The 26,698-nt window shown below is 49.7% G+C and carries 25 protein-coding genes; 11 read left to right on the top strand and 14 right to left on the bottom strand.

The features are described 5' to 3' along the window. Positions 1 to 35: 35 nt before the first annotated feature. From rpoH to ftsY, 4 genes are all read right to left on the bottom strand, one after another. Positions 36 to 908 carry an RNA polymerase sigma factor RpoH gene (gene rpoH / locus KFF03_RS00555; protein WP_255858346.1) on the bottom strand — a complete coding sequence of 291 codons (873 nt, stop codon included), beginning with the start codon at positions 906 to 908 and terminating at the stop codon, positions 36 to 38. A gap of 179 nt (positions 909 to 1,087) precedes the next feature. Then, positions 1,088 to 2,071 carry a permease-like cell division protein FtsX gene (gene ftsX / locus KFF03_RS00550; RefSeq protein ID WP_255858345.1) on the bottom strand — a complete coding sequence of 328 codons (984 nt, stop codon included), beginning with the start codon at positions 2,069 to 2,071 and terminating at the stop codon, positions 1,088 to 1,090. Then, positions 2,058 to 2,756 (bottom strand): cell division ATP-binding protein FtsE, encoded by a 699-nt coding sequence (gene ftsE, locus KFF03_RS00545; RefSeq protein ID WP_255860798.1) that lies wholly within the window; start codon positions 2,754 to 2,756, stop codon positions 2,058 to 2,060. The genes ftsX and ftsE overlap by 14 nt, the downstream gene beginning before the upstream one ends. A gap of 25 nt (positions 2,757 to 2,781) precedes the next feature. Beyond that, a complete protein-coding gene (ftsY, locus tag KFF03_RS00540) occupies positions 2,782 to 4,077 on the bottom strand; it encodes a signal recognition particle-docking protein FtsY (RefSeq protein WP_255858344.1) in 1,296 nt (431 codons plus the stop codon). Positions 4,078 to 4,185: 108 nt separating this feature from the next. Between ftsY and KFF03_RS00535 the strand changes: the two genes are divergently transcribed. Both KFF03_RS00535 and rsmD read left to right on the top strand, forming a co-directional pair. After that, positions 4,186 to 4,914, top strand: coding sequence for a hypothetical protein (locus KFF03_RS00535; protein WP_255858343.1), 729 nt, complete (start codon positions 4,186 to 4,188; stop codon positions 4,912 to 4,914). Positions 4,915 to 4,964: 50 nt separating this feature from the next. Next, a complete protein-coding gene (gene rsmD, locus KFF03_RS00530) occupies positions 4,965 to 5,516 on the top strand; it encodes a 16S rRNA (guanine(966)-N(2))-methyltransferase RsmD (RefSeq protein WP_255858342.1) in 552 nt (183 codons plus the stop codon). On the opposite strand, the gene KFF03_RS00525 is transcribed toward rsmD, so the two are convergent. Continuing rightward, positions 5,513 to 6,343 (bottom strand): alpha/beta fold hydrolase, encoded by an 831-nt coding sequence (locus tag KFF03_RS00525; RefSeq protein WP_255858341.1) that lies wholly within the window; start codon positions 6,341 to 6,343, stop codon positions 5,513 to 5,515. The genes rsmD and KFF03_RS00525 overlap by 4 nt on opposite strands. A gap of 81 nt (positions 6,344 to 6,424) precedes the next feature. After that, the gene (gene parC / locus KFF03_RS00520; protein ID WP_255858340.1) at positions 6,425 to 8,689 is read right to left on the bottom strand and encodes a DNA topoisomerase IV subunit A; all 2,265 of its coding nucleotides are present in this window, start codon (positions 8,687 to 8,689) and stop codon (positions 6,425 to 6,427) included. A 247-nt stretch (positions 8,690 to 8,936) separates the two neighbouring features. Between parC and KFF03_RS00515 the strand changes: the two genes are divergently transcribed. After that, positions 8,937 to 9,377 carry a hypothetical protein gene (locus KFF03_RS00515; RefSeq protein ID WP_255858339.1) on the top strand — a complete coding sequence of 147 codons (441 nt, stop codon included), beginning with the start codon at positions 8,937 to 8,939 and terminating at the stop codon, positions 9,375 to 9,377. 23 nt (positions 9,378 to 9,400) lie between these two features. On the opposite strand, the gene KFF03_RS00510 is transcribed toward KFF03_RS00515, so the two are convergent. From KFF03_RS00510 to KFF03_RS00480, 7 genes are all read right to left on the bottom strand, one after another. Beyond that, positions 9,401 to 11,290 carry a bifunctional diguanylate cyclase/phosphodiesterase gene (locus KFF03_RS00510; RefSeq protein ID WP_255858338.1) on the bottom strand — a complete coding sequence of 630 codons (1,890 nt, stop codon included), beginning with the start codon at positions 11,288 to 11,290 and terminating at the stop codon, positions 9,401 to 9,403. Positions 11,291 to 11,355: 65 nt separating this feature from the next. Further along, positions 11,356 to 13,248: a DNA topoisomerase IV subunit B gene (parE, locus tag KFF03_RS00505; RefSeq protein WP_255858337.1), complete on the bottom strand. Its 1,893-nt coding sequence runs from the start codon at positions 13,246 to 13,248 to the stop codon at positions 11,356 to 11,358. A gap of 55 nt (positions 13,249 to 13,303) precedes the next feature. After that, a complete protein-coding gene (locus tag KFF03_RS00500; RefSeq protein WP_255858336.1) occupies positions 13,304 to 15,832 on the bottom strand; it encodes an EAL domain-containing protein in 2,529 nt (842 codons plus the stop codon). 105 nt (positions 15,833 to 15,937) lie between these two features. Beyond that, positions 15,938 to 16,528 (bottom strand): YqiA/YcfP family alpha/beta fold hydrolase, encoded by a 591-nt coding sequence (locus tag KFF03_RS00495; RefSeq protein WP_255858335.1) that lies wholly within the window; start codon positions 16,526 to 16,528, stop codon positions 15,938 to 15,940. A gap of 25 nt (positions 16,529 to 16,553) precedes the next feature. Continuing rightward, the gene (cpdA, locus tag KFF03_RS00490) at positions 16,554 to 17,360 is read right to left on the bottom strand and encodes a 3',5'-cyclic-AMP phosphodiesterase (RefSeq protein ID WP_255858334.1); all 807 of its coding nucleotides are present in this window, start codon (positions 17,358 to 17,360) and stop codon (positions 16,554 to 16,556) included. Positions 17,361 to 17,525: 165 nt separating this feature from the next. After that, positions 17,526 to 17,987, bottom strand: coding sequence for a DUF1249 domain-containing protein (locus KFF03_RS00485; RefSeq protein WP_255858333.1), 462 nt, complete (start codon positions 17,985 to 17,987; stop codon positions 17,526 to 17,528). A 109-nt stretch (positions 17,988 to 18,096) separates the two neighbouring features. Next, a complete protein-coding gene (locus tag KFF03_RS00480) occupies positions 18,097 to 18,744 on the bottom strand; it encodes an NUDIX domain-containing protein (protein WP_255858332.1) in 648 nt (215 codons plus the stop codon). A gap of 171 nt (positions 18,745 to 18,915) precedes the next feature. On the opposite strand from KFF03_RS00480, the gene KFF03_RS00475 reads away from it, so the two are divergent. Further along, complete coding sequence (locus tag KFF03_RS00475; RefSeq protein ID WP_255858331.1) at positions 18,916 to 20,331, top strand: TolC family outer membrane protein; 1,416 nt, start codon at positions 18,916 to 18,918, stop codon at positions 20,329 to 20,331. A 111-nt stretch (positions 20,332 to 20,442) separates the two neighbouring features. On the opposite strand, the gene KFF03_RS00470 is transcribed toward KFF03_RS00475, so the two are convergent. Next, on the bottom strand, positions 20,443 to 20,700 hold the full coding sequence (locus KFF03_RS00470; RefSeq protein ID WP_255858330.1) for a DUF1145 domain-containing protein: 258 nt from the start codon (positions 20,698 to 20,700) through the stop codon (positions 20,443 to 20,445). A gap of 162 nt (positions 20,701 to 20,862) precedes the next feature. Between KFF03_RS00470 and ubiE the strand changes: the two genes are divergently transcribed. The 7 genes from ubiE to KFF03_RS00435 all read left to right on the top strand — a co-directional run bounded on the left by ubiE (position 20,863) and on the right by KFF03_RS00435 (position 26,650). Next, on the top strand, positions 20,863 to 21,609 hold the full coding sequence (ubiE, locus tag KFF03_RS00465) for a bifunctional demethylmenaquinone methyltransferase/2-methoxy-6-polyprenyl-1,4-benzoquinol methylase UbiE (protein WP_255858329.1): 747 nt from the start codon (positions 20,863 to 20,865) through the stop codon (positions 21,607 to 21,609). A 14-nt stretch (positions 21,610 to 21,623) separates the two neighbouring features. Then, positions 21,624 to 22,265, top strand: coding sequence for an SCP2 domain-containing protein (locus KFF03_RS00460; RefSeq protein WP_255858328.1), 642 nt, complete (start codon positions 21,624 to 21,626; stop codon positions 22,263 to 22,265). Between the two features lie 19 nt (positions 22,266 to 22,284). Then, positions 22,285 to 23,937: a ubiquinone biosynthesis regulatory protein kinase UbiB gene (gene ubiB, locus KFF03_RS00455; RefSeq protein WP_255858327.1), complete on the top strand. Its 1,653-nt coding sequence runs from the start codon at positions 22,285 to 22,287 to the stop codon at positions 23,935 to 23,937. 256 nt (positions 23,938 to 24,193) lie between these two features. Next, on the top strand, positions 24,194 to 24,919 hold the full coding sequence (locus KFF03_RS00450) for a spondin domain-containing protein (protein ID WP_255858326.1): 726 nt from the start codon (positions 24,194 to 24,196) through the stop codon (positions 24,917 to 24,919). Positions 24,920 to 24,942: 23 nt separating this feature from the next. Continuing rightward, complete coding sequence (locus tag KFF03_RS00445) at positions 24,943 to 25,731, top strand: spondin domain-containing protein (protein ID WP_255858325.1); 789 nt, start codon at positions 24,943 to 24,945, stop codon at positions 25,729 to 25,731. 162 nt (positions 25,732 to 25,893) lie between these two features. Then, entirely contained in the window at positions 25,894 to 26,274 is a 381-nt protein-coding gene (gene hisI / locus KFF03_RS00440; protein WP_255858324.1) for a phosphoribosyl-AMP cyclohydrolase, read from the top strand. 40 nt (positions 26,275 to 26,314) lie between these two features. Continuing rightward, complete coding sequence (locus KFF03_RS00435) at positions 26,315 to 26,650, top strand: phosphoribosyl-ATP diphosphatase (RefSeq protein WP_255858323.1); 336 nt, start codon at positions 26,315 to 26,317, stop codon at positions 26,648 to 26,650. Positions 26,651 to 26,698 lie beyond the last annotated feature (48 nt).

Here is a 26,698-nt window from a genome sequence, read left to right as displayed (position 1 = left end):
TATCATCAAATGGCAGTTATCTCTGCACGATAAAGTCAGGCCAGAACCAGATCGGTTCCCATGGCATTTTTCAGCTTTTTCATCGCATTCTTTTCCAGCTGACGAATACGTTCAGCCGATACCTGATATACCGCAGCCAGATCATGCAGCGTCGACTTTTCTTCGGCCAACCAGCGTTGTTGCAGAATATTACGGCTGCGCTCATCCAGTTCACTCATCGCCTGAGCTAAACGGCCGTGAGCATCTTGCTCGTAGTTGTCGTTTTCAACCACGGTGGCCGGGTCAGCGCTGTGATCTTCCAGGTAATACACCGGCGCCTGAGGCGCGGCTTCATCACTGTCATCATCAACACCGCCATCAAAGGCTGCATCGTGCGCATTCAGACGGCCTTCCATCTCGAATACCGTTTTGGTTTCCACGCCCAGATCATCGGCAATGGACTTGGCTTCGTCCTGGCTTAACCAGCCCAGACGTTGCTTCTTCGAGCGCAGATTAAAGAACAGCTTACGCTGTGCTTTGGTGGTAGCGACCTTCACGATACGCCAGTTGCGCAGAATGAATTCGTGCATTTCCGCTTTGATCCAGTGCACGGCAAACGACACCAGACGCACACCCACTTCCGGGTTAAAGCGTTTTACGGCCTTCATCAGACCCACGTTACCTTCCTGAATCAGATCGCCCTGATTCAGACCGTAACCGGAATAGCTGCGAGCAATATGCACAACGAAGCGCATATGCGACATAACCAATTGACGGGCTGCTTCCAGATCACCTTCGTAATGAAGACGCTCAGCTAACGCTTTTTCTTCGTCAACCGACAATACCGGAATTGCATTAACCGTCGTGATGTAGGCCTCCAGGTTGGCACCTGGTGACAAAGCATTAACGGCTAATAAACCTTGGTTCATCAAATACTCCTGAAACTTTCGCTTCAATAATACAGCCCTGAGAGAAATTTATGATCAGAGCTTTATGGCAAAGAAGTGTAGCACCTGCTTTCTCAGACAACCAATCCCTCTTTGCAGTTCCTTACTGGAACAATCTATTTTAATTTAAGCCAATTATGACTTTTAAGAAGCCCAATTAATCAAGGCTCAATCTGATCCAGATGACGCGCAACTGACCACCAGGCTCCGAGCCATCCCAGCAACATTGCCGACAACAACAAAGCCATGGCAGCACCTGCCGACAAAGGTTTTAATTCAAAGCCAGATCCATATAAACGCGCCAGCTCATCAACCGGGCCGGATAATAGTAACCAGCAGGACGCCAGCAGTATCCAGGCTAATAAGCCGCCCACCAGACCATACCAAAGCCCGGTGTATAAAAAGGGGCGGCGCACATAAGCATTAGTCCCACCCACCAATTTGGTCACGCGGATTTCGTCGACCCGTGCCGCAATGGCCAAACGAATGGTGTTGCCAACCACCAGCAGAATAGCCAGTGCTAACAACACGCCCAGTACCCAGATTAATCGTTCCCCCAGTGCCAACATGGCCAGCAAACGTTCAACCCAAGCCATATCGAGCTGAATCGAATCAACAATCTGATAAGCGGCCAGTTGCTCTGCCAGGCGGTTTACCTCGTCCGCTTGTAACCCCAATGGCGGCTCAACCAGAATCACAGCAGGCAGCGGGTTTTCAGGAAGAAACTCCAGCGCCTGTTGTAAGCCGCTGTTGGTTCGGAAATCATCTAAAGCACTGTCTGAATCAATAAAGCTGGCACTTTCAACATCTGGTAACGCCGCAATGCGCTCCATGAGCTGTTGCCCAGCTTCGATACTGGCCTGCGGCTCAAGGTATAAGGTGATTCTGCCGGACGCCTGAAAACGACCGCTGAGCTGCTCCATATTATCCAGCGTCATCCACAGAGCGCCGGGCAATGTCAGTGCAATCGCCACCACCAGCCAGGTTAATAGTGCTGAGGCTGGATTCGCCAGCAGCTTCACCAACGTTTCAACGGCGGTCAGCTGGTGATGCGCGAACCAGGAAGAGAAGCGCGCCCGCACGCCAATGTTATGTCCGGATGCACCCTGAGCCGATGGTTTGGATACCGATTTAGAGGCTGCCATATCGCTCTTCCTTGAGTTGACCTTGCACCATCTGCCCCTGATCAAGGATCAGACGACGATGACCCATACGCTCAATCAAGGCGATATCGTGGGTCGCAATCAATACCGTAACGCCCACTTGCTGGAAACGGGTAAACAGATTCATGATTTCTTCAGAGAGTTCGGGGTCAAGGTTGCCGGTGGGTTCATCGGCGAGCAGCAGAGGTGGTTTGTTAACAACCGCACGAGCAATACCCACGCGTTGCTGTTCACCACCCGACAGCTCAATGGGATTACGCTTTTCCATACCTAACAAGCCGACAGAATCTAACGCGGCACGAACACGGCGACCGGCTTCGGCGGGAGTATAACCGGCAATCTGTAACGGCAGCGCGACGTTATCAAATACGCTGCGATCAAACAGCAGTTGGTGATTCTGAAACACCACCCCTACTTTACGGCGGTGATACGGCACCTGCGACTGGCGTAAGCGCGCCAGGTTCTGACCATCAATAATGACCTGACCACGGCTCGGACGCTCCATCAGCATCATCAGCTTCAGCAGGGTACTTTTCCCGGCGCCACTGTGACCGGTCAGAAAGGCGAATTCACCACGCTGCAGTTCAAAGTTCACACCCGTCAGGGCATCTTTGCCACCACCGGTATCACTGCTGTAACGCTTACTGACCCGGTCAAACCGGACCATTACCTCAGAATTCGCCATGTTTGCCTCAGTCTTGTTTGAACAGCGCCCGGGTAAATTCATCGGCGTTAAACGGGCGTAAGTCATCAATACCTTCACCCACACCAATAAAGCGTACCGGAATCTCAAACTGCTTCGCCAGCGCGAAGATAATGCCACCTTTGGCGGTACCGTCCAGCTTGGTTAACGTCAGGCCGGTGACGCCCACAGCCTGCAAGAACTGCTTACATTGGTTAATGGCGTTTTGGCCGGTACCGGCATCCAATACCAACATCACCTCATGCGGTGCCGTGTCGTCGAGTTTTTTCATCACTCGTACGACTTTTTCCAGCTCCTGCATCAGGTTGTCTTTGGTGTGTAAACGGCCAGCGGTATCGGCAATCAGAATATCCACATTACGAGACTTAGCGGCTTCCACGGCATCAAAAATCACCGAAGCAGAATCTGCGCCGGTATGCTGAGCAACCACCGGAACATCGTTACGTTCACCCCAGACCTGCAACTGCTCAACCGCCGCTGCCCGGAAGGTATCACCGGCAGCCAGCATCACACTTTTGCCACGGTTCTGGAATTGTTTTGCCAGCTTGCCAATGGTGGTGGTTTTACCCACACCGTTAATGCCTACCATCAGAATCACGTACGGTGTTTTTTCACTGTCGACCACCAGCGGTTGCTGTGCCACATCCAGCATCGTTCGCAGCTCTTCAATTAAGGCTTCAAACAACGCATCGGAGTCGCTCAGTTCTTTACGGGTAATGCGGCCGGTCAGACGCTCCATGATTTCCTGAGTGGCTTCCATCCCCACATCTGCCATGATCAGCTGAGTTTCCAGATCTTCCAGCAGATCGTCATCAATTTCTTTTTTACCCAGCAGTAAATCCGCTAAGCCATCCGCCAGACCACTGCGGGTTTTACTCAGGCCATCACGAATACGACCAAAGAAACCTTTTTTCTTTTCTTCTTTTGGCGCTTGTTGTTCTGCGGCTTCTTCAAAGAAGGTCAGATCGTCACTGGCTTCTTCTGTCACTGACTCTGAGGCAGACTCCACCACTTTCGTTTCAGGCTCTCTTTCGGACTGAGTTTCGAGCTGTGGCTCTGGTTGTTCTGATTCGGGGTGCTGCAAGGCCTGCTCTTCCGCCACTACCTCTTCAGCTGCCTGCACTGCCGTTTCCATACCAGCGGCATGATCAACAGTCGCTTCCTCAGTTGGCTCAACAGCAAGGGTTTCTGTTGCTTCCAATTCTTGCTGTGTTTCTACGACCTGCTCAGCTGCAGGTTTTTGTTCTTCTGGCGCTTTCTTTTTACGCTTAAAAAAATCAAACATCGGTTGCTCGCACTCATCGGATGTTATCCGGCCAGCACATCGGCTAACCGTGAATAATCAAAGTCCGCTATCCTACCACTAAACCCTATTGTGAATAAGGATGCGGACGTGAGATTCAGCCGCCGAACTCTGAATATCATCATCATTGTATGTTTAGCCGTGGTCAGCTGGATTCATCTGGGTCAATCCGACCCGGAAATGGAACCCTTAGAAGCCCTGAACTTACCCATACTGCACGATAGCGACTGGCAGACCTGGATGTCTCAGGAAGGTGTCGTCGTGAAGTGGCAGCCAGTCAGCCAACCACAAGGCATCGCACGGATCGTATTCACCAACCAAACCCAGCTCGATATTCCGTTGGACGCCCAGCAATGGAGCGCTGAACTCAAAGCGTTAGCCGTAAAAAAAGCGTCACACGACACCCTGGTGATTCTGCTGCAAGGCCCCTGGACCAAAACAGAAATGCAGGGCATGGCTGCCTTTTTGATTCAACGCTGGCAGCTGCAACCTCACACACTACCAATACCGTCGGCCATTACTCACTGTGAACAACACTTTGCGGCGGGGTCATTGTGGTTTCGTAACCATTGGATCCATAGCGGACCAATTGATCTGGAAAAGCCGCTCCCCAATCGCCAGCAATGGCAGGATTTCCGCTTGCAGCAAACCCGGGAACTTCGACAACAATGGCTCTCACCCGCTGGGCAACTCGACATTCAAACCGACATTGCCTACCATCGCCCGCCTTCGGATTATTATCAGTCGCTTTACCAAGCACTGGGGGATAGCCAGAAGTTTGCAGCCAACGACTATCTCAATTGCCTGACAACGCTTTAAAACCTCAACACCTGAAACCTCAACACCTTAAACCTTAATAGGAACGCAACGTGAGCAAATCCACTCCCACTCAACAGCTTCGGATTATCGGCGGCCAATGGCGTTCGCGACGATTACGTTTCCCGGCGGTGGATGGATTACGCCCCACCATGGATCGGGTGCGCGAAACTGTTTTTAACTGGCTGCAATTTGATGTCGAAGGCGCGCGTGTTTTAGATACTTTTGCCGGCAGTGGCGCATTAGGGTTTGAAGCGCTTTCGCGTGGCGCCAAAGAAGTGATTTTTCTGGAGAAAAACGCCAAAGCAGCACTGCAATTAAAAGAGAACCTGCAAACTCTGCAGGCAAAAAACGCGCAGGTGTGGGCCGGTGATGCACTGAACTGGCTGGAGCAAAACCCTGAACCTTACGACTTGGTTTTTCTCGACCCACCCTTTGGTAAAAACCTGCTGCAACCGTCTATCGAGAAACTGCGTTTATTGCCGGGTGCGCTGGTGTATGTCGAACATGAAGCGAACTTAAAGCCAGAATTTCCACAGAACTGGAATGAGAAAAAAAGCAAAACCACCAAAGAATTTTGCTTCCGGTTGTTTGAAGTACTTTAACACTTCAGACTGGTTAAAAACTCATTGATCTGCTGATCCCATTGATCAACATGGCGCGCTTGATTCGCCAGGTGAATTTCGCTGTTGGGTAACAGTTCGCGCAATTTTTTGGCCGTCGACACCGGGTGACTTACGTCTTCGGTCCAACCCAGAATTAATGTTGGTACATCAATTTTTTTCAGTTCCTCTTCGTCCGGCAAGTCCGACTGTGCCGACCCCATCAACATAGGGTGGTACGCTTCTTTTTTATGGCTACTCATATAATGTTGCAGTGAAATTTCACAATACGGCATGGACTTATTCAGGAACCCGGCAATCACTTTATTTTTGGTGAGTGTTGGCAATAAAGACGGGATTAATTTCAGCTTATTCAGCAGTGCTAATAATTTGTATTTTCGTGCCTGAGCAGGGCGGGTTTTCCACGATGTCGGCGGGATCACTAACACCAACCCAGCTAATTTTTCTTTCTCGCCAGAATGAATCAGATCCAGTGCCGCCGTCAAACTGGTGCCACATCCCATCGACGCGCCACCCAGAACAACACGTTTTGCGCCAGTCTGTTCGGCAACCGCTAACATATCTTTAGCCAGACCTGCCCACTGATAATCTTCAGCCAGAGGCGTGACTTCCGACTCGCCATGACCTCGGGCATCATAACGAACCAGTCGGTGGTTCTGTTCGGTGTACTTCCAGGCAAATAACCCAGATTCCACATCGGACGCGCTACAAAACATCAAACCATGCGCCCAGATGAAAGCATGTTGGTGATCGTCAGGGCGATTATCCGTTAGATTCAGCGCTATATTATTAATGGTTTGCAGAGCCATAAGTTATTTACCGGCATAAAAAAACGGCGACCATTCTAAAAGAAAAGTCGCCGCGATACTCAGCAATGCATCACAGTGCTGTTACCCGTCTTCTTTGCGCACTACTTCCATCGCATCGACATTCTGGAAGCCACGCGGCAGTTTATTACCACGACGACCACGCTCACCCTGATAATGTTCCAGGTCGGAAAATTTCAGTTTCATATGTCGCTTACCAGCATAAACAAGAATCGTATCGTCTTCACTGAAGGCCACACAGGCAACCATTAATTCTTCCCGGGCAGCGGCCTTAGCTGAATTAATATTAATCATCTTGTTGCCTTTACCACGCGCCATCACCGGTACATCGGCGGCTGGGAATACCAACATACGACCTTCGTTACTGACCGCGGCGATCCAGCTTTTCTCTGGGTTGATAATTTTTGCAGGAATTAATACCCGAGCGTTATCCGGTACTGTCAGCAGGTTTTTACCCGCTTTATTTTTACTCTGCATATCGCCGAGGTTGGCAATAAAGCCGTAACCCGCATCGGTTGCCATCAGGTACTGATCGGAATCAGGCCCCATTACCAGTCCAAGGAATTGCGCACCCGCCGGCATGGTTAAACGGCCACTTAATGGTTCACCCTGACCCCGAGCTGACGGCAAGGTGTGTGCAGGCAAGGCATAAGAACGACCGGTGCTGTCGATAAAGACAGCATTCTGATTGCTCTTACCAGGGGCCGATAATAAATATTGGTCGCCGGATTTATAATTCAGGTTTTCGGCATCGATATCATGGCCTTTGGCGGCACGTACCCAGCCTTTTTCAGACAGAACAACGGTGATGGCTTCCGCAGAAACCAGCTCGGTTTCAGAAAAGGCTTTCGCTTCACCACGAACGACAACAGGCGAACGACGATCATCGCCGTATTTTTCTGCGTCTGCGGTTAATTCTTTTTTGATCAGCGTTTTTAAACGACGCTCAGAACCCAAGGTTTTTTCTAACGAGTCGCGTTCTTTTTCTAACTCGTCCTGCTCACCACGGATTTTCATTTCTTCCAGTTTGGCGAGGTGACGTAATTTTAATTCGAGGATGGCTTCGGCCTGAATATCCGACACACCAAAGCGCTGCATCAATACCGCTTTGGGTTCGTCTTCGGTACGGATAATTTCAATCACTTCGTCGATATTCAGGAAGGCCACCAGCATACCTTCAAGAATATGCAGACGCGCCAACACTTTATCCAAACGATGTTGCAAACGACGACGGACGGTACCGGTACGATACTCCAGCCATTCCGTTAACATCATTTGCAGGTTTTTTACCTGCGGGCGGCCATCCAAACCAATCACGTTCATATTCACGCGATAGTTCTTTTCCAAATCCGTGGTGGCAAATAAATGTGCCATCACCGCGTCGGTATCGACGCGATTGGATTTAGGTACGATCACTAATCGGGTTGGGTTTTCATGATCCGACTCGTCGCGTAGATCCGTAACCAATGGCAGCTTTTTCGCCGTCATTTGTGCCGCAATTTGTTCCAGAATTTTTGCGCCTGAAACCTGATGCGGTAATGCCGTTACCACAATATCGCCGTCTTCTACCGAATACACGGCGCGCATTTTTACGCTGCCTTTACCCGTGCGATATAACTTACGCAGGTCATCTTTTGGCGTAATGATTTCGGCATCGGTTGGGAAGTCGGGGGCCTGAACGTGCTCACATAAGGCATCGATGTCGGCTTTGGGATTATCCAGCAAGTGAATGCAGGCGCTGGCCACTTCACGAATATTGTGCGGCGGGATATCGGTGGCCATACCCACCGCAATACCCGTGGTGCCGTTTAACAGGATATTTGGCAATCGCGCTGGCAGTGTGCAGGGTTCATCCATGGTGCCGTCAAAGTTTGGCTGCCACTCCACCGTGCCCTGACCTAACTCGCTGAGTAACACCTCGGCGTAGTTGGCTAATTTGGCTTCGGTATAACGCATGGCGGCGAACGATTTTGGATCGTCCGGTGCCCCCCAGTTACCCTGACCGTCCACTAATGGGTAGCGGTAAGAGAATGGCTGAGCCATCAGCACCATGGCTTCGTAACAAGCACTGTCGCCGTGCGGGTGGTATTTACCTAAGACGTCACCCACGGTACGGGCTGACTTCTTGTATTTAGCGGTGTGTTTTAAACCCAGTTCACTCATCGCATAGGTAATACGACGTTGTACCGGCTTCAGGCCATCACCTACGTGAGGTAACGCACGGTCGAGAATCACGTACATGGAATAGTTGAGGTACGCGTTTTCGGTATATTGTTTCAGCGACTGACGTTCTACGCCGTCGTCTGTGTAACTGATCTGATCTGTCATAAGACTCGCAATCAATAGTGTTCATCAAACATCGTTGCTGCCGATTGTGACCCAGTCGCCGATATTGAGCAATGCCAGGCTTGAGCAATAGCGACTTCGGTTAATCGGTACACAAGGCATAGATCTGTCAGAGTCACTGACTTATTCAAACACTTGGCCTGTATCAATCTGCACCATGGCAACGGCTGTTAGTTTATACTGAGCCTCATCACAAAATAGTGATTACGTACTGACATAAGGAATTTCCATGTTGCGTTTTTATAAGTTCGGAGCTGCGTACCTGTTCTCCGGTCTGTTCCACATTATTGCCATCACCCTGATTATCTCCTCTTTTCAGATTTTTATCGGAGGCCTGGCGGATAACGACGTCGATATGGTCACGCTGGTGATTAAGTCGATTAACACACTGGTGATTGCACTGGCGATGTATGAGCTGGGATTGGGAGTTGGCAAGGAATACACCGCCGAAGAAAACGGCGGCAATATCTTTCAGACCATGCGCCGTACCATCACACGGTTTGTGGGCACGGTTTGTATCGCCCTGGTGCTGGAAGCACTGATTATGATCATCAAATACAGTCAGCTGGAGTTAGCCGGCAACCTGTATTATCCGGTCGCGATTCTGATCGCTTGCGCGATGTTATTGCTGGCTTTGGGTGGCTTTTTATCACTGACCCGTAAGGATTAATCCAAATCAAAAACGCGCTACCGCTATTGGCAGTAGCGCCGGAAAAAGCGTGACGCATCCATCGGCGCCGAATAATAAAACCCCTGCACCCATTCGCAGCCCAGGCGTTTCAGGGTTTGCTCTTGTTCACGGTTTTCGACGCCTTCAGCAATCACCGTCAGTCCCAGGCTTTTGGCCATCAGCACAATAGCCCGGGCAATTTCATAATCATTCACATCGTCGTTGATATCACGCACAAACGATTGGTCTATTTTTAATACGTTCAGTGGTAACGCTTTAATTTTGCTGAGGCTGGAATAACCGGTGCCAAAATCATCAATGGCGAACTCAATCCCTATTTCATGTAAACGTTGTAGCTGCTGTGACACCTCGGTGGTCACCGACATCATTAACGACTCGGTGACTTCCAATTCCAGCCATTGCGGGTCGAACTCCAATCGCTGTAATAACGTAATAATCTGATCGGCAAACTGGGCACTGAACTGCATCGCGGACACATTCACCGCGATCCGATCCAATGGCACACCTTGCTTTTTCCAGCTCAGGAACTGCAGGCAGGCAGTTTCAATTATCCACAAGCCCAGTTCACTCATTAACCCACTGGTTTCAGCAATCGGAATAAAATCATGGGGAGAAATGCCGCCGCGATACGGATGTGACCAGCGCACTAAGGCTTCAACGCGACGAGGGTGGGTTTCGCCCAAACGAAACTGCGGCTGATACACCAACGAAAATTCGCCGCGATCCAGTGCCATACGCATGTCCTGCTCCAGGCTGCGATACGAATGCTGCGTCTGGCTTAGTTCTTCGTGGAACACATAATAGCGGTTACGCCCTTCTCCTTTGGCCGCCTGCAGCGCGGCGTCGGCATCACGAAGCAGCTGATCGGTGGTGGACGCATGATCAGGAAAATAACTGATGCCAGCACTGGTGAATACCGACACCTGATGATTCTGAAGCTGATACGGTTGCGCAACGGCCTCCAGCAGCTGCTGGCACTTATTCTCAATTTCCACCCGGGAGTTCATCTGTGTCAGCACCACCACAAATTCATCGCCGCCTAAGCGTGCACAAATATCCGAGTCCCGCACATTATCACGCAGACGCTGAGCCACATCCTTTAACAGAATATCGCCAATGGCATGGCCCAGGGTGTCGTTAATATGTTTAAAGCGATCCAGGTCGAGAAAAATAACCGCCAATAGTTCACTGTCGCGCTTACTAAGCTGTAAGGCATAGTCCAGACGTTCGGCCAACCGTAAGCGATTCGGCAGATTTGTCAGCGGATCGTGATAAGCAATGTGCTGAAGGTTTTCTTCACTCTGGCGCTGCAGAGTGATGTCGCGACAATAACCCAATATACCGATGCACTCTCCGTTATGATCATAGAGTGGGCATTTATGGGTTTCCAACAAACGGTGATTGCCATCTCCTCCTTCAACCCATTCTTCATTGATTTTTGGGCGACCGGCATCGATCGCTTCACGGTCCATCTGGCGGAAAAATCGCGATGTTTCGTGGTCAAATATTTCAAAGTCATTTTTGCCGATCAGATCATCAACCCGAGATCCCATAAAGTCTGAAAAACGCGTATTACCATGCTGGTAAATGCCGTTTTTGTCTTTATAAAAAATAATCTCCGGCAGAGCATTTAACATACTGCGGATCAGTTCAGTTTTAGAATCCACTAACAGCTCTGACGCTTTACGACGTTGAACCTGTTTCCCGGCCCAGAAAAAAAGTCCACTAAACAGCAACAAAAGTAAAACAGATGAAAGCAGACACAGCCAATGCTGAGAAAAGACGAGTGGCTGGTAAGCCGAGAGATTGATTTCAATCGCCTGTGTAAGCGGCGATAGCAGCAACAAGCCAATAAATAAAAAAGCGTTAATTCGCCAGCGCGGTCGTCGCATTGCTTGGTCCTTCCGTGTCACTCAGTTCAGGTGCCGCCGCAGCGGCACCTTGTCATTGGATACGGTCAGGCAATCTCGACTTCATTACCTCGTGTTTCTAACCAGCTCTTGCGGTCAGAAGCGCGTTTTTTCGCCAGCAACATATCCATTAATTCATTGGTACCATCTCCCGGCTCAAGAGACAATTGCACCAGGCGACGAGTATTCGGGTCCATAGTGGTTTCACGCAATTGCATCGGGTTCATTTCACCCAGACCTTTAAAGCGCTGCACGTTAACCTTGCCGCGTTTTTTCTCAGCCTTAATGCGCTCCAGCACACCGGATTTTTCCGCTTCGTCTAATGCATAATAGACGTCTTTACCCACATCGATGCGGTACAGCGGCGGCATCGCCACAAACACGTGACCTTCTGCTACCAGCTTACGGAAATGACGAACAAATAATGCACACAACAAAGTGGCAATATGTAGTCCATCCGAGTCGGCATCAGCCAGAATGCAAATCTTTCCATAACGTAACCCATCAAGGTTATCGGTCGCCGGATCAATTCCTAAAGCCACAGCAATGTTATGAACTTCTTCTGACGCCAGAATCTCACCCGAATCCACTTCCCAGGTATTCAGGATTTTGCCTCGCAGCGGCATGATGGCCTGGAATTCACGATCACGGGCCTGCTTCGCCGAACCACCCGCCGAGTCACCTTCCACCAAGAACAGTTCGGTGCGTTCGCTGTCCTGACCGGTACAGTCGGCCAACTTGCCGGGCAATGCCGGGCCTTGAGTGATCTTTTTACGCGCGACTTTTTTCGACTTCCGTAAACGGCTCTGAGCGCTGGAGATCGCCATCTCGGCCAGCAATTCTGCTTCTGCCGTGTGTTCGTTTAACCACAATGCAAAAGAATCTTTCACCACGCCGGAAATAAACGATGATGCTTCACGGGATGACAAACGCTCTTTGGTTTGCCCAGCAAATTGTGGATCGGCCAGTTTTGCCGATAATACAAACGAGCAGCGCTCCCACAAATCATCCGGTGTTAACTTAACACCACGCGGTAATAAATTACGGAATTCACAGAACTCGCGTAAAGCATCCAACAAACCGGAACGGAAGCCGTTCACATGGGTACCGCCTTGCGCCGTAGGAATCAGGTTGACGTAACTTTCCTGGCATAACTCGCCACCTTCCGGCAGCCACTGCACTGCCCAATCGACTCCTTCGGTTTCACCCGTCATGGTGCCGGTGAACGGATCGGCGGGGAGTGTTTCGTAACCGGTGGAGCTGACTTTTAAATAGTCTTTCAGGCCGTCTTCGTAATACCACTCGGCGCTGTCTTCGGCATTTGGGGCATTAAATTTAATGCGCAGGCCCGGACATAAAACAGCTTTGGCACGCAGCACATGTTTTAACCGCGGCACCGAAAACTTAGACGAATCAAAATATTGCGCATCCGGCAGGAAACGAACACTGGTACCGGTGCGTTTTTTACCGCAGCTATCAACTACTTGCAGATCGAGCGCTTTATCACCGTTCTGGAAGCCAATGCGTTGTACCTGGCCATCACGCCAGATCGTCACTTCCAGCACTTTGGATAAGGCATTTACCACAGAAACACCCACACCGTGCAAACCACCCGAGAACTGATAGTTATCGTTGGAGAACTTACCCCCCGCATGTAACTGGGTCAGGATCAGCTCGACACCAGAAACGCCATGCTCCGGGTGAATATCCGTTGGCATACCACGGCCATCATCCAACACCGTCATCGAGCCATCACCATGCAATGTCACTTCGATGGTACTGGCATGTCCGGCTAACGCCTCATCCACTGAGTTATCAATGACTTCCTGAGCCAGGTGATTCGGGCGGGTGGTATCGGTGTACATACCGGGACGTTTACGAACCGGATCAAGGCCACTGAGGACTTCGATCGATTGGGCTGTATATTGTTTATTCGCCATAAGGGGTTTGGTTTCTTGCTAGCTGAATCTGAAATGCCGCTCAGTATAACCGTGATTATGACTGTTTTATAAGCCACTGCAGATACTGATCAAAAGGAATCGGCTTCTGGTAATAAAAGCCCTGAGCGATGTGGCAGTCATACTCTCGCAAAAGCGCCTCAATGGCGACGGACTCAATGCCTTCGGCGACCACTTTTAAGCCCATGCTTTTGGCCATCTCAACAGTGGTTTTCACAATGGTGCGATGACGCTCTGAAGTATCCAGGTCGGAGACAAAACTTTTGTCTATTTTCAGTTCCGTAAAGGGCAACTCAGCAATATAAAACAACGAAGAATACCCCGTACCATAATCGTCAATTGCAATCTGAACCCCGATCTCCGCCAGCGCCTCAAGCGTCTCTGTCAGCAGGTGAAAATCTCGCACCGTCGCCGATTCCGTCAACTCAAACGTCAGACTGTTCAGCGGAAACGAATATTGACTGAGAATACGCCGCACATTTGTGAGAAAGCTCGGTTCAGCAATGTCTTTGCCACTGATATTGACCGAGACATTGTGCTGTAAATAGCCACGCGCTTTCAGTATTTCCAGATCCTGGCAGGCGCGCTCAATCACCCACAGGGTAATTTCATTCACGATGCCGGTATCTTCTGCCAACGGAATAAATTCATTCGGCGGCACATAACCCAGCTCGTGATGATGCCAGCGTAATAAGGCTTCGGAACCATCAACCCGCCCCGTTTGCAGATTAATCTGTGGCTGATAGTATAACTCCAGTTCATGGTTGCGCAGCGCAGCCTGCAAACTGGCCGCCAGCGACAAACGTTGAGCAAAGTTGTAGGCCTGATCAGCGCGATAAAATTCAATACCGGATGACGTGTATTTGGCTTGTTCCAGTGCTTGTTGTGCTTGTTTTAAAACATCCAGCGATTGTTCATCGTGGTGATAATCAAAATCTGAAGCGCCAAAGTTCACCGCCAGCGCAATGTACAACTCGCCAATCTGAGCACCGGAATCGAGGTGCTGGCGAATGGTATCAAACAGTTCGGAGTTAGTTTCTGCGGCTTCCGTCAGCACCACAGCAAGCAATCCGTCTTTCAGTTGGGCCAGCTTGTGGTCCTGATGCTCACCTTCTTCCAATATCGGAAATTGCGGCTGGAACATTAATTCACGGTTCACCACCCGCGAGATCATAATCATCAGGTCGTTGGTATCTGTTGAGCTGATATAGGGTTGCAGAGATGAGAAATCAGCAACTTCGATCAGGCAAATGGCAAAACGCTGCTGGTTTTTGATAAGTTCTTTGGTGTGCCTTTCAAGCAACGCCGCGTTGGGTAATTGTGTCCCCGGATAATGAACGGCATCAAACAGCGCCTGTTCTTTTTTATATTGCATCCGTCTGGCAAGCCCCATCGCCATCAGCACCACTTCAATTGACACACCAATCATCATGGCATGCAGGGTCAAAAAGGTTCCTTCGATGGTGCCAATCAAACTCATTGGCTGAATCGCCCCTCCCGCAATCAAGGGAATCCAGGACAGCATGTAATAACGAGCCCAGCGCTGCTTGAGTTTGAATTGCTGGAACAGAAAAAGCCCAATCAGCGGATACAAAAACGCCAGTGCAGCAAAGAAAATCGGTGCCGCCAGATATTCCGGAACAAACAGAAAAATAACCGCCAGAGCGATCAGTAATTGGGCATAACGGATACACCATCGGGTAACCCGGCTTTTTTTCCCGGAAGCATCAAAAAATAACAAGGCAAACGAAAGAGTAAAAATCACCACCGACAAATTGATGGGCACAATATGAAGGCGCAACCAACGCATCGCTGCTTCCGGAAAGATATAGTGACCAAACCCCATCACCACACCCAGCATCATCAATACCGACACGATATAACCGACATAAACCAGATAGACGCCATCTTTTAATCCGGCAAACAACACCAGATTAAATAACGACATCACCACCAACACTCCTACAAAACTCCCCCACAACAGAAAAGTCATTTGTGTCAGCGTATTGAAGTCTTCGCTGGAGTAGAGATGAACCGGAGTTTTGGCAATACCAGCCGTTGCAATGCGCACGACAAGATGAGTCTCAGAATGTGCTCGCAGATAAATGTCGTAAGTCGGGAATGCTCGCTGTTTCACCGACAAATCAACCGACTGCCAACCCAGTGCCGTTTTTCGCCAGGAAGCTTTCGCCGTATCGAGGCGAGAATCAGACTGATAAACCGTCAGCTGTTCAATCATCGGATTGGAAAAATAAGCAACCAATGACTGATCGGTGGTACTGGTGTTACGAACCTTCAGGCGCAACCAATACGCCTGCTGACCAAAACGCCAGGGCACCTGCTCAAGAGAGCGATCCGCAATAAAGGCTGGGGCTTGAAGTACGTCAGGCAAGGCTAATAAATGATCCGGATCGACCAGGTAACCTTCGGTTATATGAATTGCCTCATGATCGTTTGTTATTTCAGCGGCGGTTGGGTCTGCAATCACCACAACGTAGTGATGAATCAGCATGCCAAGCAGCAGCAATAACATCGCTGCAAATATGCGTTTTAGATTGCTTGCCATTTGCACACAACTGCCCAATAACTCCGTTATTCAAGGCTAGCACAGCCACAAAATATAATGGTCAAACTAAAGTACGAGATAATCTGGTAATAACAGAATGATTGATCACACATCGTAATGCTGGCGAATAAACTCCAGCACGGTTGGCATACGTTCAATAAATTGCTCAAAGCTGTGATTGCCCCCGCCTTCCGTCCAGGAAGGACAAGCCCGATACAGCTGAGCAGCCTGACGATAGTCCAGTGTTTCATCACCGGTTTGTAATAACAGCAGCAAATTTTGTGGCTGCTGAATCGGATCAATATTCAGTGCCTGCAGCTGGGCGATGTGTGTCATCGTCAGTTCATGAACTTCGCCAGTATAAAAGTGGGTATTCGGACCGAGGTAATCGGCGAATAATTCAAATGGCCTCACCGCCGGGTTCACCAGAACAGCTGGCAACTGATATTTTTCAGCCAGGAACGTGGCATAAAAACCGCCCAGAGAACTGCCAATCAGGTACACCTGGCTATGGCGTTGTTGCAGTTGCGTTAAGGTGTCTTCGGCCAACTGTATGGCCGTCTCAGGTTCAAAAGGTAATGCCGGGATAACCAGCTCATCAGAAGGACGATGTTGCTGATAATAAGACATCAGCTGTTGTGCTTTCTGAGAGTGTGGCGAGCTCAGGAAGCCGTGCAAATAAAGACAAGCGCTCAAGGGGATTCCTCAGGTATGCAACCGTTTAGTAGCCTTTAACGGAATAATCCACGTCAAACTCAATATCATCAACACGACTGACGGTGGTATCAATACTGCCATCCGCATTGAGTGTTAACTGGCGATAACCCGGCGCCCGACGATCAACAGAAAAGTCCTGAGTATGCGGCTCAAACTGAACACAGGTTGACGGTGTTGATAGCAGTCTGACATTGCCACGCATACGATCACTGCTTTGATGTACATGCCCCCAAAGTACCGCACGAACGTTGTCATGACGATCGATGACTTGCCAGAAATCATCGGCATTTCTGATACCAATGCCATCGATCCAATCGCACTCCATGTCCACCGGATGATGGTGAAAACACACCAGCGTATGTAATTGTGGTTGCTCCGAGAGTGCGGAGTCTAATAGCTTAAGCTGCTGCTCATCCAGGCGACCATACACCTTACCCACAACCTGTGAGTTGAGCATGATAATTTGCCAGTGGCGTGTACGAATAACACGCTCAAGGTGATGATTGCCAGCATCTGCTTCAGCCAGATTGGTCGGATTATCATGGTTGCCTTCTAACCAGAAGGAAGGACAGGAAAAATCGCTGAGTGCTTTCTGTAAGTGGCGATAGGACTGCATTGAGCCGTCTTGTGACAAGTCACCTGTCACCAATAAGGCATCAATATGATTTTGCTCCATGCGCACGCGATCCAGCACACAATGCAGGCTATGCAATGTTTGCATCCCCAACAGGTGGCCATCTTCCGGTTCATTCAGATGTGTATCGGTAATCTGAACCAGATGAACTGAATCATTCGCTTCCAGTGAGAACACGTCTGTACCCACTCCCTCTTATTATTCGCACATTCCACTTTAGCTAAGCCAGAGCTCCGGCAACTGAGACCTGGTTCACACTTTTGTGGTGCTGCCGACGTTTTTTTACCGCGTTTTACAAACTACCCGGAAATCTGGCTGTTATCAGCATGCTGACCGCCAGATTCATGACAGATCAGGGGTAAACGCAAACGGCGTATCCACATGACCATAGTGTAGGCAATGATCCAGCCAATCCGCCAGAAATCGGTTTAACTGTAATTTTTCATCGGGTAAGCGCATCGTTGGGTTCGGGTACTGATAACGTCCTTCAAAGCGTTTCTGATTCTGGTAACTCAATACTTCAGCCATGTTGGCATCATGATACAAACGTACCTGCATTCTTGGCGGCTGAATCCACTCCGGGCTCAACCCCTGTTGAATAATTTCTAACATGGTGGTGTAGGGGTGCACTTCTTCGACACGGATAATGATCCGTGCTTCATGCTCACCCGAACCACGAATTATAAAGGTGCGCTCACTGCCTGCTTCCATCTGCGGGAACAGTTTAAAAAAGCGCAGGTAGTTTTTTTCGGCCAGCGATGACAACTCCTGCAGGTCAGGCACATAACGTTTTTTACGCAGCAATCAGAACTCCAAACCCATCGTTAAAACAGCACGCAGACTAACCAATGTTATTAGCAACGGCCATGGGAAATAATAAAAGCAACTAAGCAAAGCGTTTTCTATTCACCCGCTAACGCTTGCAATATTGGCCATGATGAATCTTCAACCATTGCAGCGCCATAATGGTAGCAGCATTGTTAATCACCCCGGTTTCAATCGCACCATAAGCCTGTTCGAAGTGCAGAGTGTGCAGTCGAATGTCTTCATTCTCCTGCTCCAGCCCATGAATTCCTCCTACACCGGCACTGTCGATCAGACCACAATACAATTGCACCCGTTCACTGGTTCCGCCGGGTGATACCCAATAATTACAAATGGGTATGAGCTGGTAAAAGTCACAACCGGCTTCTTCCTGGGTTTCACGCTCAGCCACCTCCACATACGACTCGCCCGGCTCCACCATGCCAGCCACCAGCTCAAGTAACCACGGTGAACGTTCATCGTTTAAAGCACCAATACGGAACTGCTCGGCTAACACCACACAATCGCGGTCAGGGTCATACAACAAAACACACACGGCTTCACCGCGCTCAAACAATTCACGGGTGAATTCCTCCGTCCAGCCCTGTTCGAAGCGTTTGTGTTTCAGCGTCACCGTATCAATCGCAAAAAATCCATTAAAACTGCGTTCTTGCTGAACGACTTCAACGTCTGATGCACTGAATTCGGCCCGGCGTAAAACCGCAGAAGACAATGGGGTTTCCGATCTTGCAGTCATGCTTTACTCTCTCGTTGTTGACTCTTATTGTTGAAAAGATTACTTCTGCAGAGTGCCCTGGTCACTGCACAGTCTGTCTTTAAATTTGGAACAATAAAGGCATTTTGAGCCCTATTTATTCTGTTAGAATCAGCCCACTTTATTTTACATGGATGCCAAAGGCCCGACCTTATGAAAAAAATCCTGACTCTGAGTGCTGCCATTATCGCCAGCAACTTGTCGCAAGCTGCCGACCTTAGCACCATTTACCAATATGCGGTCAGCAATGACGCAGAAATTGCGGTGGCTCGCGCCAACCGTGAAGCCAACAGTTATAACGTCGGCACTGCTCGTGGTGGCTTATTACCTCAGGCCAGCCTGAACTACAGTGTCACTCAGATTGATGTGGAGTCTGATGTTTCTGGAGTCGGCAGCGTACCCGAACGAAACTACGACCAAAATCAATTGCAACTGCAGGCATCGCAGGCACTGTTTAACCTGAACAGCTGGTATACCTATCAGTCTGCCGTTGCCGGTGATGATGTGGCGGAATATCAGCTGCAATTATCAGAGCAACAACTGCTGTTACGCAGTGCACAAACCTACTTCAATGTCTTGCGCTCACAAGACAATCTATCGGCTGCTCAAGCAGAAGAAAAAGCGGTTAAACGCTCTCTGGAGCAAACCCAACAACGTTTTGATGTGGGTTTGATTGCCATCACCGAAGTACACGAAGCACAAGCCGGTTATGACTTAAGTTACGTGAACCTGCTGGGCCAGGAAGCCAATGTGGATATCAGCTATGAAGCACTGGAGCGCTTAACCGGTAATTACTTTGATACCGTGACACCACTACGAGCCGATGTGGCGATGGAGATGCCTCAGCCTGCCGTCGCCGATGAATGGCTGGCGTCTGGCATGGCCAAATACGCGGGGTTACGTCTGGCAGAAGCCAATAAAGAAGCGGTTCGCTTGCAACGTAACGCCACACGCTCCAACCACTTACCATCGGTTAATCTGATTGCTTCTTACACCGACGGTGATCAGCCATCATTCACTGGTGACGATACTTACAATCAGGAAACCACCGCCATTGGTGTGCAGTTATCGGTACCATTGCTGGCTGGTGGCTCGTTATACAGTCAAAGCAAACAATCGGCTAAGCAGTTTGCAGCGTCGGAATATCAGCTGGAAAATGAACGCCGTACGGTCAAACAAAACATCCGTAGTTTATTCCGCCTGGTGAAAACCGATGTGCTGAATGTGAAAGCCCGTAAGCAGGCCATTGTTTCCGCAGAAAGTGCTTTAGAAGCCACTGAAACCGGTTATGAAGTGGGTACCCGTAATATTGTGGAAGTGCTGGATGCCCAGCGTAATCTGTTCCGTGCGCAGAGTGATTACGCCAATGCCCGTTACGACTACATTGAAAACCTGCTGAATCTGAAGTTTTATGCGGGCACGCTGAACCCTAAAGACATTGAGATGTTGAATGGTTGGTTGGCTCAACCTGCTCCGGCACCACAAGCAACACCGTCGGCCACTCAAGACCCGTCAGCAACGCAAAGTCCAGCAGCCGCACCAGCAAGTCAGCCAACAACACAAAGCTAACGGTTTTATTTCTGTTCCAAGAAGTCGTTGCTGACATAAAAAAACCGAAGTTGAGTACCCTCAGCTTCGGTTTTTTTTATGTCCAGAGTCTTCTGCTTCTAACCGAATCGATCAGTTTTCACTTTCAGCCTTAATAAAACGCTGCATATGGAAAATACCGTGAATTAATATCTGCAGCGCATCCAGAACCGGTTTATCACTGCGCTTTTTCAGCGCAAACCAGAAATACGCCACTTCCAGTACGTGAATACCCGCCACCGCAAGCGCAATGGTAGGCAACAGGCCTAACCAGTCCTGCCACCCTTGTTGCCAGGCAATAACAGCCAGCAACCAGAAAACAAGCATGGCGATTTTATTCATGATGATCATACACAGAGCCTTTTGTTGTTCTTTTAAGTATTTTTACCGCTAAGCCTACCGTCAGCGCCTGACTCAGCACAAGACATTCTCCTGGTGGCTGGGTAAAATGCCTGCAACGTTATTTCCTGACCCGTATAAACACGAGTCTCAGGCCCGAACAAGAAGGTCATCATGTCAGACAATAAAACACACTTTGGTTATCAGACCGTTGATTCCGAAAAAAAGCAGGCCATGGTGGCCGATGTTTTTCACTCGGTGGCGGCAAAATACGATGTGATGAATGACCTGATGTCATTCGGTGTTCATCGTTTGTGGAAACGTTTCACCATTGATATGAGTGGTGTACGCCCGGGCGATAAAGTATTGGACCTGGCCGGTGGTACCGGTGACCTGACCAAAAAGTTCTCTAAAATTGTTGGACCAACCGGCGGTGTGGTGCTGGCTGACATTAACTCGTCGATGCTGAATGTCGGCCGTGATCGCCTTACAGATCAGGGTTATGTCGGTAATATCGAATACGTTCAGGCCAATGCCGAATGCCTGCCGTTTGCAGACGATACTTTTGATGTCATCACCATTGCCTTTGGCCTGCGTAATGTCACCGACAAAGACAAAGCCTTGCGCTCGATGGCTCGGGTATTAAAGCCCGGCGGCCGTTTACTGGTACTGGAATTCTCCAAACCAACCAACCCGCTGATGAGCAAAGCCTATGACCTGTATTCCTTCACCGCGTTGCCGTTTATGGGCAAGGTCGTGGCTAATGACTCTGAGAGTTATAAATACCTGGCGGAATCCATCCGTATGCACCCGGATCAGGAAACCCTGAAAGGTATGATGGAAGACGCCGGTCTGGTGCGCTGTACTTATCACAATATGACCAGCGGTGTTGTCGCACTGCACCGGGGCATTAAACCCTGAGGAACTGACCTGAAATGGGCGCACTCACCAGTTTGATCACACGCTTGGGGAATAATCCCACACTGCTGCAAGGCGTTCTGGTGCCACTTGAGGCATCAATCAATCAACTGCTGCAACAAGACCCGGCAACACTGCAGGTGTTTGCTGACCATGCCGGGCGTTTGTTGTGTGTTCAGATTGATGGTTTCAGCGCCGTGTATCTGCGTCTCTCCGATCATGGGGTCAGTCTCAGCCTGCACAATGAAGCGCAGCCGGATGTCACTATGTCGGGCCGTCTCAGCGATTTTATTGCGCTGGCCAAAGCCGATGACAAAGCCAATCAGTTGATCAACAGCGCCATTGATATGGACGGCGATACCGAGTTATCCATCACCCTCACCAAGGTACTGCAACAACTGGATATTGATTGGGAAGCCCTGATCCAGCCACTGACCGGCAGCTTGCTGGCTCACCAGTTGGGCAAAGGATTGCGTGGCCTGATGAAATGGGGACGCTCAACCAGCACGACCTATACCGTTGCGGCCAAAGAATATCTCGAAGACGAAGCTCAGGTGGTGACTCCAGAACCGCAACTCAGTGAATTTGCCAGCCAGGTCGATGAACTGCGCTTAGCCACCGATCGCCTTCAGGCCCGTATCACTTTCTTAGAATCTTAATTACTTCAGGACTTCCCGTATGGCCAACCTCTGGCGACTGTGGAAAATTCTTTTTATCTTCACCAAATACCGCCTCGACAGTCTGGTACCGGTTGAACAGCTGCCATTGTCACTGCGAATTGCTCTGTGGTTAGCACCATGGCGATTAAATCCGGTACCCAGCAAGCTTAATCGTGGTGCCCGTTTGCGTTTGGCACTCGAAGCGCTTGGACCGATCTTTGTAAAATTCGGCCAGATTTTATCGACTCGCCCGGATCTGATCCCCGACGATATTGTTAAAGAGTTACGCCGCTTACAGGATGATGTACCGCCGTTCGACAGTGATTTGGCCATTGCCTTAATCGAAGATCAGCTGGGTCAGAAAATTGAGCAATTGTTTTCAGAATTCTCACCACAGCCATTAGCCTCGGCTTCCATTGCTCAGGTACATACCGCTCGCTTACCTCAAGACAGTGAATACGGCGATCAGGAAGTGGTGGTTAAGGTCGTTCGTCCGGGTATTGAAAACACCATTGAGCGTGACCTGCAATTACTGGAGTTTATGGCAAAACTGCTGGTGAAATATTCCGCCGATGGCCGCCGTCTGAAGCCATTGGAAGTGGTTGAAGATTATCGCCACACGATTTACGGCGAACTCAACCTGCAAATTGAAGCCTCGAACGCCACCCAACTTAAACGTAACTTTGCCGATTCAGACAGCCTCTACCTGCCCGAAGTTTTCTGGGAATATTGCCGCAGCAAAGTGATGGTGAGCGAGCGCATTTATGGTATTCCTGTCGCAGACATCGAACAGCTGAATACACAAAACACCAATATGAAAGTGCTGGCTGAACGCGGTGTGGAAATCTTTTTTACCCAGGTGTTTCGCGACAGCTTCTTTCATGCCGATATGCACCCCGGCAATATCTTTGTCTCACGCAATAATCCATCGTCACCACAATACATTGCGATTGATTGTGGCATCGTAGGTACGCTGACCGAAGAAGATCAGCATTATCTGGCCATGAACCTGCTGGCCTTTTTTAATCAGGATTATCATCAGGTCGCACAATTACACATTGATTCCGGCTGGGTACCGCCCAGTACCAAAGTGCACGAATTTGCCGCAGCGATTCGCAGTGTTTGTGAGCCCATTTTTGATAAACCACTGGCTGAAATTTCCTTTGGCCAGGTGCTGATTCAGTTATTCAGCACCGCCCGCCGCTTTAATATGGAAGTTCAACCACAGCTGGTGCTACTGCAAAAAACCCTCCTGAACATTGAAGGCCTCGGTCGCCAGCTTTATCCGCAACTGGATTTATGGAGCACGGCCAAACCGTATCTGGAACGCTGGATGCGCGACCGCTTTGGCCCGAAAGCGGCCTACCAGGAATTAAAACGTCAGCTGCCCGGCTGGATCGAAAAAGCACCTCAGATTCCCGGCCTGGTTCATGGTGCATTATCTCGCCTGAACCATATGGATGAGAATCAGCAATCGTTGCAGCAAGAAATTGTGCAGCTGCATCAGGCACTGCAACAACAACAAATTCAGAAGCGTCACCAGACCTTAGGTACCTTAACCACAATGGCTGGTTTGTTCAGTTGGTGGCAGGCCTTTACGCTGGGCATTCCTGAAATTGCCGGTTTATCGTTAACCGGACTTGGCATTGTCTGGTTATTATTAAAGGCCTGAGCAACAATTCAGAGCTGATAAACAGCATTATTTATTGTTATTTAAACAAAGCGGAAGTAGTCGTCTACTTCCGCTTTTTTGTGTTTAGTTCCATTAATTTTCTTTAATGGATTTGTTTTTCAGCGGGACTACAAATTCCTGAAAAATATCCCAAAAAATAATTTTTTTATTTTTTGAACTCCTGCCGCTGAGCCTGCCTCTTACCCGATGTGCGCACAATAACAACATTATTTTCGGACAGGATAGGAATCACACCATGATCAAGAAATTAGCCACAGCAGTGGGTTTAATCGCTGCAGCCAGCGCCGCACAAGCCGCTGAGTTAGAAATCACACTCACGAATGCAACTCAGGGCGTTTATTTCACTCCGGTATTTGCTGCCGCGCACGATGACAACATCAGCATTTTTCAAACCGGCAGTGCCGCCAGCGCCGCGCTGGAACTGATGGCCGAGGGCGGTGCAATTGGTGACCTGGTTACCGCAGCAACCAACGCATCAGCCAATGTTTCTGATGGTGGAAACAGCGCAGCACCTGGCGCTTCTAATGGCCCGGTTGCCCCCGGCGCCAAAGTAACGTTTAACATCAGCACCGACGACGGCAACGACTACCTGTCGCTGGCTGCCATGTTGCTGCCTACCAACGATGGTTTTGTTGGTTTAAGCAACTGGAAAATTCCATCTGAAGCCGGTACCTACACCATCAACCTGAACGCTTACGATGCCGGTACCGAATACAACGATGAATTGGCTTCGTCACAACCTAACCCACCTTTCCTGACGACGTTTGGTAACCCGGGTGGCAATGGTGTTGTGACTTCTGGCGGTACGGGTGTTGGCCCAACCGGTGATGAAAACGGTGTGGTTCATATTCACCGTGGCAACCTGGGTGATCTCGATGCTAATGGCGGTGCTTCGGATATCAACAGTGCGGTTCACCGCTGGTTAAACCCGGTTGCTCGCTTAACCGTTGTTGTTCAATAAGCCGTTAAGTAAGGAGAACCACAATGGGTTTACGTACTTTAAAACAAATCGCGGTATTACCGCTGATCAGCGCCATGCTGGTCGCTTGTGGCGGTGATGATGACGATGACGACACACCTCGTATTACCGCACCGGACCCGGTTGTTGAGCCGCAACCGCAACCACAGCCAGAGCCTCAACCGCAGCCAAGCCAGGTTCAGTTACAGATTTCGCTGACTAACCTGACAGCAGGCCAACCTCAAACACCTGCCGCCGTGATTGTTCACCGCAGTGGTTACCTGGCCTTTGACGAAGGTGAAGCAGCGTCGGTTGAGCTGGAAGATCTGGCAGAGAGTGGCTCACCACAAGCACTGTTAACGGCTGCCGGTACAAATGATGCGGTATTAAAAACGTATGCGGGTCCGGCGGTTGTTGCTCCAGGTGGTAATCGTACCTTCACGATGACCATCGATGGTGTTTCATCCACCGAAGGTTTATACCTGACTGGCCTGACGATGCTGGCGAATACCAACGATGCCTTCACCGGTGTGAATAATGTCTCACTGGGCAATATGGCCGTAGGTGACAGCATGCGCTGGAACGGCCCGGTTTGGGATGCTGGTACCGAAGCGAATACCGAAACCGCAGCCACCATGCCGGGGCCTGCGGCTGGCGGTGAGGGCACCAATGCTGCTCGTGATGACATTCTGAACAAGGTTACCTTCCATCAGGGTGTGATTACTAGTGATCAGGGTCTGGCGACCTCAGCACTGAATAACTCACACCGCTTTGATCAACCAGCGGTTGCCATTCGTGTAACCCGCCTTCAGTAATTGCTGATGCAACCGCAGGAAAGGTCGTCAAATAATGTCGGCCTTTCCTGCTTTCTGACAGCAGCAACTTTCACATACTTCTCCCTTACGGTATCCTCCATCGCTTGAATTCAGCTTGTTTATCCGCCATACGGTGCAAGCGCATACGATGTAGAGAACACCATGAACAACTGGTTAGACGCGGTAAAGTGGGACAACGACGGCCTGGTTCCGGCGATTGCCCAGGACCACCAAACAGGTCGTATCCTGATGATGGCCTGGATGAACCGGGAAGCACTGGAGCTGACCGCCAAAGAAAACCGCGCCATTTATTACTCACGTTCGCGTCAGAAGCTTTGGCGCAAAGGTGAAGAATCCGGTCATGTACAACAGCTACACGAACTGCGCCTGGACTGTGATGCCGACGTGATCGTCATGCAGGTTGAACAGATCGGCGGGATTGCCTGTCATACAGGCCGTGAAAGCTGCTTTTATCAGGTATTCCAAGATGGCGAATGGGTCGCAGTTGACCCGGTATTAAAAGACCCGAAAGACATCTACTGAGTCATTCGGTCACATCAATCTTAATGAAAATGAAACAGCTATGAGCGATATTCTCTCGGCTTTGGGCGACATTCTGGAAGAACGCAAAGGGGCTTCCAAAGATTCTTCTTACGTTGCCAGCCTGTATCACAAAGGCCTGAACAAAATTTTGGAAAAGGTCGGCGAAGAAGCCACCGAAACCATTCTGGCAGCCAAAGATGCCGAAACCAGCGGTGATAACCAAGACGTTATCTACGAAACCGCCGATTTATGGTTTCATAGCCTGGTGGCACTGGCACAACTGGGCGAACGCCCGGAAGCCGTGATCAATGAACTGGCTCGACGTTTTGATATGTCCGGGCTGGAAGAAAAAGCATCCCGCACACCAAAAGATTAAATATTTATAAATAAGCACTCTCACCAGAAGTGCAACAAGAAGAGGAAA

The organism is Bacterioplanoides sp. SCSIO 12839, assembly GCF_024397975.1.
GTDB lineage: Bacteria > Pseudomonadota > Gammaproteobacteria > Pseudomonadales > Oceanobacteraceae > Bacterioplanoides.
This window is presented reverse-complemented; position numbering and strand designations above follow the sequence as displayed.

Excerpts from the sequence above, each read along its gene's own strand:
- KFF03_RS00525 (WP_255858341.1), bottom strand. The coding sequence starts at position 6,343 with ATGGCTCTGCAAACCATTAATAATATAGCGCTGAATCTAACGGATAAT.
- ubiE (WP_255858329.1), top strand. The coding sequence starts at position 20,863 with ATGTCAGACAATAAAACACACTTTGGTTATCAGACCGTTGATTCCGAA.
- KFF03_RS00450 (WP_255858326.1), top strand. The coding sequence starts at position 24,194 with ATGATCAAGAAATTAGCCACAGCAGTGGGTTTAATCGCTGCAGCCAGC.
- KFF03_RS00435 (WP_255858323.1), top strand. The coding sequence starts at position 26,315 with ATGAGCGATATTCTCTCGGCTTTGGGCGACATTCTGGAAGAACGCAAA.
- KFF03_RS00475 (WP_255858331.1), top strand. The coding sequence starts at position 18,916 with ATGAAAAAAATCCTGACTCTGAGTGCTGCCATTATCGCCAGCAACTTG.
- ftsX (WP_255858345.1), bottom strand. The coding sequence starts at position 2,071 with ATGGCAGCCTCTAAATCGGTATCCAAACCATCGGCTCAGGGTGCATCC.
- ubiB (WP_255858327.1), top strand. The coding sequence starts at position 22,285 with ATGGCCAACCTCTGGCGACTGTGGAAAATTCTTTTTATCTTCACCAAA.
- KFF03_RS00460 (WP_255858328.1), top strand. The coding sequence starts at position 21,624 with ATGGGCGCACTCACCAGTTTGATCACACGCTTGGGGAATAATCCCACA.
- KFF03_RS00510 (WP_255858338.1), bottom strand. The coding sequence starts at position 11,290 with ATGCGACGACCGCGCTGGCGAATTAACGCTTTTTTATTTATTGGCTTG.
- ftsE (WP_255860798.1), bottom strand. The coding sequence starts at position 2,756 with ATGGTCCGGTTTGACCGGGTCAGTAAGCGTTACAGCAGTGATACCGGT.
- ftsY (WP_255858344.1), bottom strand. The coding sequence starts at position 4,077 with ATGTTTGATTTTTTTAAGCGTAAAAAGAAAGCGCCAGAAGAACAAAAA.
- KFF03_RS00500 (WP_255858336.1), bottom strand. The coding sequence starts at position 15,832 with ATGGCAAGCAATCTAAAACGCATATTTGCAGCGATGTTATTGCTGCTG.
- KFF03_RS00470 (WP_255858330.1), bottom strand. The coding sequence starts at position 20,700 with ATGATCATCATGAATAAAATCGCCATGCTTGTTTTCTGGTTGCTGGCT.
- KFF03_RS00480 (WP_255858332.1), bottom strand. The coding sequence starts at position 18,744 with ATGACTGCAAGATCGGAAACCCCATTGTCTTCTGCGGTTTTACGCCGG.
- rpoH (WP_255858346.1), bottom strand. The coding sequence starts at position 908 with ATGAACCAAGGTTTATTAGCCGTTAATGCTTTGTCACCAGGTGCCAAC.
- parC (WP_255858340.1), bottom strand. The coding sequence starts at position 8,689 with ATGACAGATCAGATCAGTTACACAGACGACGGCGTAGAACGTCAGTCG.
- hisI (WP_255858324.1), top strand. The coding sequence starts at position 25,894 with ATGAACAACTGGTTAGACGCGGTAAAGTGGGACAACGACGGCCTGGTT.
- parE (WP_255858337.1), bottom strand. The coding sequence starts at position 13,248 with ATGGCGAATAAACAATATACAGCCCAATCGATCGAAGTCCTCAGTGGC.
- KFF03_RS00515 (WP_255858339.1), top strand. The coding sequence starts at position 8,937 with ATGTTGCGTTTTTATAAGTTCGGAGCTGCGTACCTGTTCTCCGGTCTG.
- KFF03_RS00445 (WP_255858325.1), top strand. The coding sequence starts at position 24,943 with ATGGGTTTACGTACTTTAAAACAAATCGCGGTATTACCGCTGATCAGC.